Origin of the sequence: Sediminibacterium ginsengisoli (genome assembly GCF_900167075.1) — a bacterium.
In the GTDB taxonomy this organism is placed as follows: Bacteria; Bacteroidota; Bacteroidia; order Chitinophagales; family Chitinophagaceae; genus Sediminibacterium; species Sediminibacterium ginsengisoli.
Window position 1 is genome coordinate 567,409 of record NZ_FUWH01000002.1, and the last position, 13,503, is coordinate 580,911.

Sequence of the window (13,503 nt, forward strand, 5' to 3'; positions counted from 1 at the left end):
CAGAACAAAGATAAGATAAATATTAGTACTATGCAATATAAAGTACCGTATTTAGATTGGTAATATAACAGGCAAAATAATGGACATAGCTTGGAAGTGATGAAATTCAATATTTTAGGCGAGAAGAGATGTTTTTGGGGATGATCAGGTTTTGGATGAGCGGTTGTGGGGGAGGGATGAATGAGGTTTGTTGGGTGAGGGGGGTGAGGGCGAAGTGAGGTGGTAAGGTAGTTGGGATAATAAGGTGGTGTGGTGTATTGTGAGGTTGGGTGAGGGGGCAGCTGGGGCTGCGGAGTGAGGGGGCTACTATGATTTAGTTGCTGAATTGTTCGGCCATTTTGCCGCAGAGGTCGCTTTCGATCATTTGGGCGGCGAGGCTGATCATGTTGCCGAACGCTTTGGCGTTGCTGATGCCATGACCGATCACTACGGGTTTGGCTACGCCGAGAACGGGGGTGCCGCCGTAGTTTTCGTAATGAAAGCGGTTGAAATAAGCATCGTTACCGAGTTCGCGGGCATTGGCGAGATCGTAGATGGATTCGGAGAGCTTGAGAATGATGTTCCCGGTAAAGCCATCGCAGACCATTACATCTGCTTTGTCGAAGAAAATATCCCGACCTTCGATGTTACCGATGAAATTGAGCTGGCTGTTCTCTTTCAGCAGGGGATAAGTGGCCTGGGCAAGCAGGTTGCCTTTGCCTTCTTCCTCACCTACGTTCATCAGGCCGACTTTCGGATTCGCAATCCGGAGAATATGTTGCGCGTAGAGGCTCCCCAGCAGGGCAAACTGGTTCAGTTGTTCGGGTTTGCAGTCTGCATTGAGACCTACGTCGAGCAGGAGACCTGTGGTTCCGTTCAGTTTGGGAACAACGGTAGAAATGGTCGGACGCATAACGCCTTCTATCGGTTTGATGCTGTACATGGCACCCACCAGCATGGCTCCGGTGTTGCCGGCGCTGATAAAAGCGTCGATCTTGCCGGTTGCAAGCAGGTGAAAACCGATAGCGATAGAAGAACGCTGCTTTTCCTTGAGCGCCTTGGTAGGATGCTCGTGGTAACCGATCACTTCGGGAGCATGTATTACATGCACAGAAGGCGATGTAACCTTGTGTTCCTCCAGGAGAGGCTTCACAAGCGCTTCATCGCCTATTGCATATATGTTCACACCAGCGGCATTGCCCGACAGGTACAGCTGTAAGCCTTTCACCGCCTCAAGCGGTGCAAAATCTCCACCCATCATGTCTAAGCCTATATTCATGCCGCTAAGCTACTCGTAAGTTGAACTAAAAAGGTTACGCTTTCAGTGGTGCTTTTTCAGCTACCAGTTTTCCTTTGTAGAACAATTTACCTTCGCTTACATGCGCACGGTGACGCACATGCGTTTCGCCTGTAGTGCTGTCTTTGCTTAATGTTACTTCCTGAGCCACATAGTGTGTTCTTCTCTTTGCACTGCGTTGCTGTGAATGTCTGCGTTTAGGATTCGGCATATCTCGAAATTTATGATATCAAAAAAAGTTAATCCAGGTTTTTAAACTGATCAAGACCTTTCCACAAGGTATTGGTCGTATCTTTTGCTGCATCGTTTTCCATGCGTTTCAGCTTTTCCAGTACTTCAGGGTTGCATTTGCTGTTTCCCTTTTCGTCTTCCCCGCACATTTTCTGCAATGGCACGCTCAGCGTTACAAATTCATAGATCCAGTCAGACAGGTGAAGATGGCTTTCGCCCCGGCTGATATAATATACATCCGGATCTTCTTCCTGCTCATTCATCTTCTCAGGTTCATCCACCATTTTCACGATCACTTTGAACTCGTCCCAAAGCTGCAGTGTCAATGGATTGCCGCAACGGTCGCAATTGCTTTCCACTGTTCCGCCCACATCAAATTTCAATTGCATGAAACCGGTATTTTTTTCCAGTGTCAGTTTGATGGTAGCGTCACAATTACTAAAGTCCTGCTCGCCGTATGCCTGAAAGAACTTATCATCCACCCTGTATTCGTATACATGCAGTCCCGGCTTCAAACCCACAAATGCTATCTCAAATTCCCGCCGATGACTCATAACCTTTTTTTAAGGGCTTGCAAAGGTAGCGCTAATTGACCGAAACACCAAAGGAAAATTGCCATTTGATCTCTTATTCCTGCATTTAACACCTTCATTTGCATAAAATGCCATATTTGCAACCATGAAAACCCCTGCAAAGTTAACTGCATTTGTTTTTGTAAAACCTGCTTTCAGGTTAATCATTGCTTTCTGCATCTTTCTTTTTTCGTTTTTTCCCCGCAGGGTGGAAGAATGGTACAGTTCCGGTATCTATCCAGGTATTTCCAACACACTCCGGCTCATTACCCGCTGGTTCCCTTTCAGTGTCGGGGATTGCTTATATGTTCTTTTTATTATATGGCTGCTCTATGGCTTGTTTAAACTGATCAGGCGGATCGTAAAACGTAAGTTCATTAAGGCCGACCTGCTTTACCTGGGCTTACGATTGCTGAGCGGTCTGGCCGGGATCTATATTGTGTTCAAGCTGACCTGGGGGCTCAACTACGACCGGCTCGGTATCGCTTACCAGCTGAACCTGACCGATCATGCATATACAAAAGAAGAAGTAACCGTACTCACGGATCTGCTGATCGATAAACTCAATGAATGCCGCCGCGAGATCGGCGACAGCGCCCTGCAATCACGGCCGCTCGACAGTCTTTACCGCGAAGCTTACCGCTCCTATGAAACAGTCTCCGTGCGGTACCCGTTTCTTACCTATACTAACCGCTCCGTAAAAGCAAGTCTTTTTACCCCGCTGACCGATTATGCCGGCATCACCGGCTATTATAACCCGTTTTCCGGTGAAGCCCAGTTAAGAACAGATTTGCCGCGGATACTGATACCTTATATTGCCTGTCATGAAATGGCACACCAACTGGGTTATGCCAGTGAAAGCGAAGCGAATTTTGTAGGTTACCTGGCAGCCGTGTCTTCGAAGGATGCTTATTTCCGTTATTCTGCTTACCTGGACCTGTTTTCCTATGCGCAGGGAGAACAACTTGCATTATACAGCCAGGGAAATGATTTCAAACAGTTTGAGCAGGTGTTGGCAAATAACCGCAACCGGCTCGATACACTGGTTAAAAAAGACCGCCGCATGATCCGCGATTTCTTCAACCGCCGCAGAAAGAAAAGTGTGCCCGCTTTTTCGAGCCTGTACGACCAATATCTGAAAATGAATAAACAATCTTCCGGTGTCGACAGTTATAATGAAGTAGTTGGCTGGTTGATCGCCTATAACCGGAAATACGGACGCTTATAGGGTGGAACAGCTTTTTCAATACAATATAAAACCCTGTATATGCCTTCTTTTATGAAACTGATCGTTGCAGTGATCCTGACTGTGGGGATCGGATCCCTGGGCGGGATATTTACCGCAACCGAAGTGGGTACCTGGTACGCTGGCTTACAGAAGCCTTCTTTCAACCCGCCATCATGGTTATTTGCCCCTGTCTGGACTTTGCTATACCTGTTAATGGGTATCAGTGTTTACCTGGTATGGAAGCAACCGCCTTCGCCCGCCCGCAGGATGGCAACCGGTGTTTTTATCGTGCAGTTCGTGTTTAACTTTCTCTGGTCCTTTATTTTTTTCAAACTGCACCTGATCGGGTGGGCACTTGCAGAGATCATTGTGATGTGGGTATTGATTCTGATTACCATTGTTCTGTTTGCAAGACTTTCGCGTACAGCGGCATGGCTGCTCGTTCCGTATCTTGCATGGGTGAGCTTTGCTACCGTTCTTACGGCTGCCATTTACAAATTGAACACGTGAAACGGTTAGAATTTATTCTTCCACATCATGCTTTCCACGGGCTTATTGGGCTGGCCGCTGTATTTGGCGTTTGATTTCTGGTTGTATTTTACCTCGATCTCGCCTTCCACAGGAAAATAGATCAGCTGGCCGATGGGCATGCCCTCGTAAACACGTACAGGTTGTTTGCAGGAGATCTCCAGTGTCCAGTTACCGCAGAAACCCACATCTCCCTTGCCGGCTGTGGCATGAATGTCGATACCCAGTCTTCCTGTAGATGATTTTCCTTCCAGGAACGGAACATGTGCGTGCGTTTCTGTGTATTCAAGGGTTACACCGAGGTAGAATTCGTGCGGCTGAAGTACAAAACCTTCTTCAGGTATATCAAAATATTCAATCTCATTGTGCTTTTTAGCGTCCAGTACCGCATCTTTATAACGCGCCAGTGTTTTGCCGAGGTGCACATCATAACTATTACTACCCAGGTCTTTCCGGTCGTACGGCACAATTTTTATCGTTCCTTTTTCAATCTCTTCCAGTATGCGTTTATCCGTAAGTATCATTTCCGGGTGAATTTTTATGGTTGAAATGCAAATAAATCTTAAATCTGCAAACTAAAGCCAATATACTTTCAAGTGCCGCTGTTTTACCAACAAAATATTAACGATACCACTAAAATGGCGGTCTGGAAGATCGAAGAGCCGGAAGATTTCTTTCTTGCCCATGTGCCGCTGCAGCGTAATATCACACATCCGCATAAGCGTTTACAGCACCTTGCGGGCCGTTACCTGCTGGTTTACCTGTTTCCGGGTTTCCCGCATGAACAGATCGAGATCGCAGACACCCGCAAACCTTTTCTGCCAGACGAAACCTACCATTTTTCTATTTCCCATTGCGGCGATTATGCTGCGGCGATCGTGAGCACTACACGGCGTGTGGGCATCGATGTGGAATTGCTGACGCCTAAAATCGAGAAAGTGATGTACAAGTTCCTTCATGCTGATGAACTGGCTTTCGTGGAAAAACAGGCGGGCGACCGGCTGCCTTTGCTTACCCTGCTCTGGAGTGCTAAAGAATCTTTGTTCAAATGGTGGGGCAGGGGTGAAGTTGATTTCAGGGAAGTAATGCGTTTACAACCGTTTCATATGAACGAAGCCGGACTGATCAGCGGCCGCTTTACCAAGCCCGGTATCGTGGATGCACATATGACGCTCGATTACCGGCTGACGAATTCACTGAGTCTTGTCTGGCTGCATACTGCGCCCTGATCCATCAGTCGTCGAAACGTCGTTTGGTCTTCGGGATCAGCATCAGGTTTTTCTGCAGGGTTTGCTTAAGTTGTCTTTTAACGACCTGGCCCATGGTCTTTGCTTTCAGGAATGAAGCCTGTCCTGAACCTGCATATAACTCTTCTTTCAACTGCTGCAGTTTTTCAGGTTGTGAGATATTGTCGAGGCTCATGATATCAAGCAGTTCTTTTATACGGTAACGCGCTGATGCCAGCCTGAAGGTCATCATTGTTCTTTCTTCGGCCTGGTACTGAGCAATGGACGACTGGTCCAGGTGTTTCAGCACAAGGTCTACAAAGGGTTTATTGTCTTTGAAGAACTGCGGGAGGTAAAGATTGCGCCGGCCTTCGTAAGACTGCTGATCAAAATCGATGGCGCGGATGCGGTATTGAACGTCTTCTATATCAGGCGTAATATTCACCACGAAGTTATAAGAGCGCATATCGCCGAGTAACTGTACAAAACACCGTTCGTTGAATTTTACGAATTCTTTCGCCAGCCGGATCTGGTTGGTATCCGGATCGCTGAGGTGTTCATTGATAAAGACATCGCCGGGTATGCCGGGGATATGTTCTTCGATCAGCGTTTTATTATGTGTGAGATAGGTAATACGGTTGGGTGATAAGAGATGCTCCAGTTCCAGGCCATAAATGCGGCTTGCATCTGCCTGTTTGATATAATAGTGATCGTAATTGTCGTTGAACTTGTTAACGATGCGGATCCGGAAAGGCTGGCTGTTGCCGAAATAACAGAAATCGATCCTCGCCACATCGAGGTGGTTGATGAAGCGCATATCGCCTTCCGTTTTCAGGATCGCGTAAATGCGTACCAGGTTCTGACGCAAAAATTCCCATTCGTGCATATCATAGGAAACCTTTTCCCATGCGGTTTCCCTGCCATTTTTATCTTTCAGCGGCACTGTGTAAGTATACCGCTGAAGATCGCTGTAACTCACTGGTAACGGCACTTCCCGGCCATATTGCAGCAGGTACTGCCGCAGGTCTCCGTTGACCGGGTATATCAGCTTTCTTTTGGAAGGCCGGTTAGACGGACCGCTGTGATATGGATGCTGATCAGTCAAGCAGCAGGTCGTTGTCTTCCAGTAAATTGAGATTCACATCCGATCCGGCGATGCCTTCTACAGAGCCTTTGATATGCGCGGCATTGAGCAATACTTTCTCCAGTTGCTTTTCGCGTGCTTTCCACAGTTTTTCCATGGCATCGCGTTCGCGCTGTATGCTTAGTTTCATGCTCATGAAGCCTTCGCGGATGGCTTTCCAGTTCTCACCGAATTCGCCGCCTGTGAGGTAATCGTACAGCATCACCATTTTGTCGCCCTTGTTTTCCTGGCTTTTTCTTGCTTCGGCTATTTTCAGGATCGCGTTGCGGAGCAGGAGGGCAACACTTCTGACTTCTGCGAACGTACAGATGTATACGCCGTCTTTCTCACCGAAACGATCCATGTCTTTCGGTAATGCCTGTGTAACGATCACGGCAACATCCGTACCCAGGTTGCGCATATCTGTTTTGATCTTTTCGATCCAGTCGCGTGCGAAGTCTTTGGTGCGTTTGCTTTCGTAAATGATCTTGCCCATTTCGTTGCCGAACTGGTTGCGGACTACCTGTATGCAGTCGGCCCCGCGTACGCCTTTGCCAACTTCAGTAACTGCATCGAACGGGAATGTAGCCTGCAGCAGTTCTTCGAGCATCAGTTCCTGCACTTCGCCCTGGAGCTGCATGCTGCCCTGTTCTGATTTGCGGCGCATTTCGTCGGCCAGTTTTTTCTGGTCTTCGAGCTTTTTTTCCAGTTCTTTTACCTGAAGCAGGTATTCCTGTTCCTTGAGACTGACGCGTTCCTGTTCTTCTTTTACCAGCTGTTCCTTCATCTTTTCACGTTCTTCCAGCAACTGGCGTTGCAGCTGCAGTTCCAGCTCGTTTTCCTTTGTTTTGAGGGATTGTTCTTTCTGCAGGAATTCGAGTTCTTTGCGTCTGGCTTCTTTCAGTTTTTCTTCATTGTCGGCTGCCGATTGCTGTAATAATTTCAGCTGGTTCTCATAATCGGCGGCAATTGTTTTGCGAAGCTGCTCCTGTAATTCGGCCTGTAATTTTCTTTTTTCATCTTCGAGCAGGCGGGCAGCTTCGGTTTCTTTCAGTTTCAGCTGTTGCTGGAAAAGGGTTTCCTTCTGTTTGAATTCTTCGTCCTTCTTCTTCTGCCATTCCAGCATTTTGCCGCGCAGTTCTTTCTCCACTTCATCCCTGATGGAATCGCCCGGTTCAAACTGGTGGCTGCAGTTGGGGCATGTTATGATAAATCCGGTCATGACGCTCTTTTTTACAAAGTAAACATATGTAAGATAAATGATCTTATGGTTTTGCGTAATTGTGTCTTATGAGTGGCTGTTGAAGGGTAAATGACCCTGGTTTGACCGAGTTTGTGTCAGCAGGGCGCTTTATTATGTCCCTGGTATTTGGATGAACCTGTCGGAGTACGTTTGTTGAGGGTGTAGAATGTAGGAATCGTCAGGCTATGTAGGTGAGACAAACAGTCCCTCTTGCCGTACTATAGGTATATAAGCTTCATATGCGATCCGATTCGATGTGCAGGTAAGTGTGAATTTACTCCTGTAGGATTCAGGAGTGTTGCAAGTTCGTTGACACTGCCAGAAGGATGCAAACTATTATGCGTCTTGGAAAAAGATTTATGATATGATGAGTTATAAAGATCAGATTTTTTCGAAAAAATGGTCTTGAAGGCGGCTTGTGGTCGATCCGGGGATATTTATCGGTATATAATAACAATTAAAGCATAACAGATCAAATGAATATTAAAGCTTTTTAAAAATAATAACATGGAAGCAGAGGAACTAGAAATGAGTTTTTTTGGTGTGAAATTTAAATGTAGAAACCCGTCATTAAAGACAATTATTCTCACGATAATCGCATTCTTTTCCCGCAGTCTGAACAATATGTTATGTTAATGGCTAAATGATCTCCTCCAATGACTCAGGCACGACTGACAAACGATCCGGTGAATGCTTGCCACTGTTATATTTGCTTCATTATACTCATCTGTTTTTTATGCGGTTACGGGTATTTCAATATTGCACAGCTTCTTTTTTCATGATGTCATTGTTATGGAATATTCATCTGTACGCACAAAACCAGGACCAGTCTCAGCGTCTTAATACAATTATCGATACCTATCATCAACTCGGCCTCTTCAACGGGAATGTTCTTATCGCTGAAAAAAATAAGATCATTTTCGAAAAATCATACGGGTATGCAGATCTGGCAGCACAACGGAAAAATGTTCCTGGTACCAGGTTTAATATTTATTCAATTACCAAGCCCGTAACGGCAAGTGTAATTCTGCAGCTTGTTGCAGAAAACAAGCTTCGGCTGGATGAGCCGATCTCGCGTTTTTTCCCGGCGTTGCCTGATGCGGACAGTATCACCATTGAGCAGCTACTCACACATTCCTCCGGACTTTACGCCTACAATAATGATTTTAATATGCCGGTTACCGATGAAGCGGCTATGATTGACTGGCTTATAAAACAACCGTTGGCTTTTCGTCCCGGAAGCAGTTTTCAATACAATAATACCGGCTATTTCTTACTGGGGTATATCATCGGGAAAGTAACAGGTGTCTCCTATGAAGATGCAGTCAGGGCACGTGTGCTGACACCACTTAAAATGGATCACAGCAATTTCGACCTGCGTTCGGCAGAACAGAATGAAAAGGCAAAAGGATATACGTATATCAGCGGACTAAAAGGTGAAGTAGCTCCTGTATGGGATTACAGGGAACTCTATGCAGCAGGGGGGATGTATGCTACAAACAGGGATCTCCTCCTTTTTCACCAGGCAATGCGCCAAAGCAAATTGCTGCCCGAAGCTTTACTCCGACAGGCATACACGGCCCATAAAAAAAATTACGGATATGGTTGGTTTGTTGATTCGGTCGCCGGACATCTGATCATCAGTCATAGCGGCGGCGCTACCGGGTTCCGCAGTTACCTTATATGGGATAGTACTGCCAACCGGAGCATCATTTTACTCTGCAATGCAGAAACCTCCGATATAGTGACTATAAAGAACCTGTTGCTGAGTGAACTTAACGGGCAATCTTATCATCTGCCGGCTGTTATATCATTATCCCCATCACAACTGTCTGCTTACGAAGGCGCTTACCAGCTCACGCCTTCCATGACCTTATATATACATAAGGACAAAGGGCAATTAATGGCAACACCAAGCAGGCAGGGAGCTTCGGTCATGTTGCCGGCGGCGAAAAATTCTTTCCGCATTGAATCGAAAGATATAGGTCTCCTGTTTACGGCGCCGGCAAATGGCAGTTATGATACACTTGTTTTCTCCCAGAAAGGGCAAACGGTATCTGCGCCGCGTTTGCATGCTGGCTGGGGAATTACCGGCACAGCTACCCCCAATGGCTGGGAAGGTAAAGATGTGGCGATGATGGCCGACGGAAACCGGTGGACCATTTCATCAGTCACTCTTAAAGATGGTGTTATTAAATTCCGTTACAACAATGACTGGGTACTTAATTACGGATTGGATCAGAGCGGTATGCTGAAAAAAGGCGCGAATGATATACCGGTAACTGCCGGAACATACAGTATCACACTTGATCTGACAGATCCAGATAAAGTATCTTTTAAAATTGTAGAGAAAAATTAATGCCCGTTATTCTTTAACTGATACAACCGATATCATTTCGTCAATATAAACCCGGCTTCTTTCACATCCTTTGAATTGCCTCCGATAAATACCCTGAAAGCGCCCGGCTCATAAATCTGTCTCAGGTCGCTTCCGGTAAATTTAAGATCGTTAATACTGATATCAAATGTAACGGTTTTTGTTTCGCCTGCTTTCAGCGTAACTTTCCGGAATGCTTTCAGTTTTTTTACGGGCTGCGTTACAGATGCATACACATCCCTGATATATAACTGCACCACTTCTTCGCCGTCGTACTTACCTGTGTTGCTTACACTGACACTTGCCTTGATCGATTCGGCCGGTTTCATGGAAGTTTTATCAAGACTGATCTCGCTATAATTAAAATTCGTATAGCTTAATCCATAACCGAACGGGAATAACGGTTCATTTGATACATCCAGGTAATTGGATCTGAATTTTTGTGCTTCAGCATTCAGATCCTGCTGAGGGCGGCCTGTGTTCTTGTAATTATAATAAACAGGTATCTGGCCCACATTACGCGGGAAACTCATCGTTAACTTTCCCGATGGATTGTAATTGCCGAAGAGCAGATCTGCAATGGAGTGGCCCGCCTCCTGTCCCTGGAACCATACATGCAGTAAAGCATCTGTAAGCCTGTTTTCCTTTTCAATGGTAAGCGGCCTGCCACTCATCAGTACCAGTACCAATGGTTTTCCCGTTGCTGAAAGCGCAGTGAGCAGTTTCTGCTGACTGGCTGGCAGGCTGATATCGGAACGGCTTGCAGATTCGCCGCTCATTTCAGAAGCTTCGCCAAGTACCGCCACTATTACGTCGGCCTTGTTCGCTGTTGCTACGGCCTGCGCGATCAGTTGGTCGGGAGATAACGGATCACGATCCACTTTTTCGCCGAACACATTTGCTTTCCGCGCCAGCAGGCTGTCGTCTGTAATATTAGCTCCTTTGGAATAAATGATATTTACATTGTTGCCTGCTATTTCTTTCATACCCTGTAAGACAGGGATGGCCAGTTTTGCATCACCGCTCACAGACCAGGTGCCGGGCATGTTCGACTGGTTATTGGCCAGTGGGCCGATCAGCGCAATGGTGCCGGATTTTTTCAACGGCAATACCTGGTTGGCATTCTTCAGCAGCACAGCAGAACGAACGCCGTAATTCCTGGCGGCTACTTTTTTTTCTGCACTTAACACTTCAGCAGCAGCTCTTTCAGCATTACAGAAACGGAAAGGATCGTCAAATAATCCCAGTTTGTATTTGGCTTCGAGTACGCGGCGGCATGCATTGTCGATCTGTTGTTGTGTTACCAGCCCGGCTTTCAGTGATTGCTTCAGTGTAGTCAGGAAACCTTCGCCAACCATATCCATGTCAACACCGGCTCTGAGTGCCATGGCCGAAACGGTTTGCAGATCGCCGCTGCCATGGTCTGTCATTTCATTAATGGATGTGTAATCAGTTACCACGAATCCTTTAAAACCCCATTGTTTACGAAGCAGGTCGGTCAGCAGCCAGGGATTTCCTGATGCGGGAATGCCGTCTATCTCATTGAATGAGGTCATCACGCTGCCCACGCCTGCATCAACGGCAGCTTTATAAGGTGGCAGGTAATATTCATACATTTTAACGCGGCTCATATCCGTGGTGTTATAATCGCGACCGCCTTCTGCTGCGCCATAAAGTGCAAAATGTTTTACGCAGGCCATAAGGTTGGATGAAGAAAAATTACCCTGGTAGCCACGCACCATTGACGCAGCAATTCTTGATCCGAGATAAGGATCTTCGCCCGAGCCTTCGGCAACACGTCCCCAGCGCGGATCGCGCGCTATATCAACCATGGGTGAGAATGCCCAGTTAAGTCCATCTGCTGTTGCTTCCGCTGCCGCGATCCGGGCCGATTCTTCAATCAGCAATGTGTCCCAGCTGCAGGAAAGACCAAGCGGGATCGGGAATGTGGTCTTGTAACCATGGATCACATCCGAGCCGAACAGTAAAGGGATCTTCAGCCTGCTGCCGGTAACGGCCAGCTGTTGCGCCTGCCGGATCTTTTCAACACCTGTTACACCAAAAAGCCCGCCTACACTGCCTGCCCTGATCTTGGCTTCCACATCTTTACTTACCACTGCTCCCGTGGCAACACCTCCGCCCGGTGTTAACAGGTTCAGTTGCCCGATCTTTTCTTCAAGCGTCATTTTTGCCATCAGGTTATTGATATAGGCGGTCATTCCTCCCTGCACGGTTTTGTTCTTCTGCGCATCGCTGTAAGAAACTGTTGTTACAAGTAAAAGAAACAGTACGGCAAATTTTGAATTGCTGATCATGGTCGTATAAGGTTATGGGTTATTTCAGGTAAGGACTTTGAAATCCGAGTTTTTTTAATCCTTGTTGTATTTCATCGCAGCTCATGAATAGTTTCCATAAAAGACCACTGCGGTAATTTTCCATCATTACTACGGCCGGCCCTTGGTCGATGGCAAGATACCTGCGCGGATACCAGTTGTCTGTCTCGCTGAACGCATCGTAAAAGCCATACGGACCATATATTTTATCTTTCATGGTCGTATACCAGTGTTTCATGGCCTGCATGCTGTACGTGGCCGTATAAGGCATGGACGATAGCGCAGCAGTAGGAGAGATGACGCCAAGATCGTGCTGCATGCCCGGTGCATGACCGGAATAACCTTTCACGGAATAACTGGCTGTCAGGCCCCAGCTGTCGGCACCGTAGCCTTTATATTTTTTAGGGTTTTCCACACACCAGTCGTGGTTGATCAGCGTATGGTTTTTCGCATTCTCCCAGTAATCAGCATATTGATCTTTCAGTCCGTGCGGATCAAGGCCAAGATAAGAATAATGCGACCAGAACAATGGCCCTCCGTATTCTTTCGCGCCGTTATGCGAGAGTGTAAGCGTATGGCCGTATTTGGTAGTGGTGTCTTTAATCTTTCCGTTCCTGGCCCAGCCTTCATGATAAACAGCCGCAGGAACATCGTATGTGGGGGATGCTGCAGCAAGGATGTACATGATGAGGCATTCGTTATAACCTGTTACCGGAAAGTTCATTTCCCACTGGTATTCCGGACTCCAGTGCCAGTACAGCACGTTCTTGCCATTCCGGTACCAGTTGAAGTCCACTTCACGCCAGAGTGTATCGATGCTTGCAGCAAGTTGCTTCTCGGCGGCATTGCCGTTTTTGAAATACTGACGTGCGCAAAGCAGGCCTTCCAGCAGGAAAGAGCTCTCAACGAGATCGCCGCCGTTGTCTTTTTTGCTGAATGGTTTCACTTTGCCTGTTTCGCCATCGAGCCAGTGGGGCCATGCGCCGTGAAAACGATCTGCGCGTTTCAGAAAAGCGACAATACGCTGCATCCGTTCGAACGCCTGCGATCGGGTAATAAAATTTCTTTCAACACCCGCAAGAATGGCCATGATGCCAAATCCGCCGCCACCGGTTGTTACAATATGTTTATCCTGCTGCGGGTAAACACCATCCACATGAAAACGCTCTCTTGCCAGCCCGCTGTTGGGTTCGGCACCCTCCCAGAAGTAATTGAAAGTAGTGCGCTGTACAGCTGTGTAGATGCTATCGTCTGTAACAGCTCCGTATGTTGCATTGCTGCTGGAATGCGGGTAACGGTTACATGCGAACAACAACAGCAAGCCGGCAAGAAAGAACGTTTTTTTACTCATATGATGATGATATGG

Annotated in this window: 12 protein-coding genes; 4 read left to right on the forward strand and 8 right to left on the reverse strand. The window is 47.0% G+C overall.

Translation table 11 applies throughout. The features are described from left to right. Window positions 1-313 precede the first annotated feature (313 nt). The 3 genes from plsX to B5D42_RS05605 are packed head-to-tail and all read right to left on the reverse strand — an operon-like array spanning window position 314 to window position 2,061. On the reverse strand, window positions 314-1,258 hold the full coding sequence (gene plsX / locus B5D42_RS05595) for a phosphate acyltransferase PlsX (protein WP_078830449.1): 945 nt from the start codon (window positions 1,256-1,258) through the stop codon (window positions 314-316). Window positions 1,259-1,292: 34 nt separating this feature from the next. Beyond that, window positions 1,293-1,487 (reverse strand): 50S ribosomal protein L32, encoded by a 195-nt coding sequence (rpmF, locus tag B5D42_RS05600; RefSeq protein ID WP_078830450.1) that lies wholly within the window; start codon window positions 1,485-1,487, stop codon window positions 1,293-1,295. Window positions 1,488-1,515: 28 nt separating this feature from the next. Next, window positions 1,516-2,061, reverse strand: coding sequence for a YceD family protein (locus tag B5D42_RS05605; protein WP_078830451.1), 546 nt, complete (start codon window positions 2,059-2,061; stop codon window positions 1,516-1,518). A gap of 124 nt (window positions 2,062-2,185) precedes the next feature. Between B5D42_RS05605 and B5D42_RS05610 the strand changes: the two genes are divergently transcribed. Both B5D42_RS05610 and B5D42_RS05615 read left to right on the forward strand, forming a co-directional pair. Further along, the gene (locus tag B5D42_RS05610; RefSeq protein ID WP_078830452.1) at window positions 2,186-3,307 is read left to right on the forward strand and encodes a DUF3810 domain-containing protein; all 1,122 of its coding nucleotides are present in this window, start codon (window positions 2,186-2,188) and stop codon (window positions 3,305-3,307) included. Between the two features lie 39 nt (window positions 3,308-3,346). Then, a complete protein-coding gene (locus B5D42_RS05615) occupies window positions 3,347-3,817 on the forward strand; it encodes a TspO/MBR family protein (protein WP_078830453.1) in 471 nt (156 codons plus the stop codon). A 5-nt stretch (window positions 3,818-3,822) separates the two neighbouring features. Here the strand turns inward: B5D42_RS05615 and dcd are convergent, their stop codons facing one another. Further along, window positions 3,823-4,359: a dCTP deaminase gene (gene dcd / locus B5D42_RS05620; RefSeq protein ID WP_078830454.1), complete on the reverse strand. Its 537-nt coding sequence runs from the start codon at window positions 4,357-4,359 to the stop codon at window positions 3,823-3,825. Window positions 4,360-4,473: 114 nt separating this feature from the next. Here dcd and B5D42_RS05625 point away from each other — a divergent pair, with 114 nt between their 5' ends. Beyond that, window positions 4,474-5,064: a 4'-phosphopantetheinyl transferase family protein gene (locus tag B5D42_RS05625; protein ID WP_245825567.1), complete on the forward strand. Its 591-nt coding sequence runs from the start codon at window positions 4,474-4,476 to the stop codon at window positions 5,062-5,064. Between the two features lie 4 nt (window positions 5,065-5,068). Here the strand turns inward: B5D42_RS05625 and B5D42_RS05630 are convergent, their stop codons facing one another. Beyond that, a complete protein-coding gene (locus tag B5D42_RS05630) occupies window positions 5,069-6,166 on the reverse strand; it encodes a hypothetical protein (protein ID WP_078830456.1) in 1,098 nt (365 codons plus the stop codon). Then, the gene (locus B5D42_RS05635) at window positions 6,159-7,406 is read right to left on the reverse strand and encodes a DUF2130 domain-containing protein (protein WP_078830457.1); all 1,248 of its coding nucleotides are present in this window, start codon (window positions 7,404-7,406) and stop codon (window positions 6,159-6,161) included. The genes B5D42_RS05630 and B5D42_RS05635 overlap by 8 nt, the downstream gene beginning before the upstream one ends. A gap of 799 nt (window positions 7,407-8,205) precedes the next feature. On the opposite strand from B5D42_RS05635, the gene B5D42_RS05640 reads away from it, so the two are divergent. Beyond that, window positions 8,206-9,786: a serine hydrolase gene (locus B5D42_RS05640; protein WP_176112913.1), complete on the forward strand. Its 1,581-nt coding sequence runs from the start codon at window positions 8,206-8,208 to the stop codon at window positions 9,784-9,786. 32 nt (window positions 9,787-9,818) lie between these two features. Here the strand turns inward: B5D42_RS05640 and bglX are convergent, their stop codons facing one another. After that, window positions 9,819-12,119, reverse strand: coding sequence for a beta-glucosidase BglX (gene bglX, locus B5D42_RS05645; protein ID WP_078830459.1), 2,301 nt, complete (start codon window positions 12,117-12,119; stop codon window positions 9,819-9,821). A 19-nt stretch (window positions 12,120-12,138) separates the two neighbouring features. Continuing rightward, window positions 12,139-13,488: a glucoamylase family protein gene (locus B5D42_RS05650; protein WP_078830460.1), complete on the reverse strand. Its 1,350-nt coding sequence runs from the start codon at window positions 13,486-13,488 to the stop codon at window positions 12,139-12,141. Window positions 13,489-13,503: the final 15 nt, after the last annotated feature.

Bases quoted from the DNA above. Each gene is read 5' to 3' on its own strand.
- plsX (WP_078830449.1), bottom strand. From the start codon at position 1,258: ATGAATATAGGCTTAGACATGATGGGTGGAGATTTTGCACCGCTTGAG.
- rpmF (WP_078830450.1), bottom strand. From the start codon at position 1,487: ATGCCGAATCCTAAACGCAGACATTCACAGCAACGCAGTGCAAAGAGA.
- B5D42_RS05605 (WP_078830451.1), bottom strand. From the start codon at position 2,061: ATGAGTCATCGGCGGGAATTTGAGATAGCATTTGTGGGTTTGAAGCCG.
- B5D42_RS05610 (WP_078830452.1), top strand. From the start codon at position 2,186: ATGAAAACCCCTGCAAAGTTAACTGCATTTGTTTTTGTAAAACCTGCT.
- B5D42_RS05615 (WP_078830453.1), top strand. From the start codon at position 3,347: ATGCCTTCTTTTATGAAACTGATCGTTGCAGTGATCCTGACTGTGGGG.
- dcd (WP_078830454.1), bottom strand. From the start codon at position 4,359: ATGATACTTACGGATAAACGCATACTGGAAGAGATTGAAAAAGGAACG.
- B5D42_RS05625 (WP_245825567.1), top strand. From the start codon at position 4,474: ATGGCGGTCTGGAAGATCGAAGAGCCGGAAGATTTCTTTCTTGCCCAT.
- B5D42_RS05635 (WP_078830457.1), bottom strand. From the start codon at position 7,406: ATGACCGGATTTATCATAACATGCCCCAACTGCAGCCACCAGTTTGAA.
- B5D42_RS05640 (WP_176112913.1), top strand. From the start codon at position 8,206: ATGATGTCATTGTTATGGAATATTCATCTGTACGCACAAAACCAGGAC.
- bglX (WP_078830459.1), bottom strand. From the start codon at position 12,119: ATGATCAGCAATTCAAAATTTGCCGTACTGTTTCTTTTACTTGTAACA.
- B5D42_RS05650 (WP_078830460.1), bottom strand. From the start codon at position 13,488: ATGAGTAAAAAAACGTTCTTTCTTGCCGGCTTGCTGTTGTTGTTCGCA.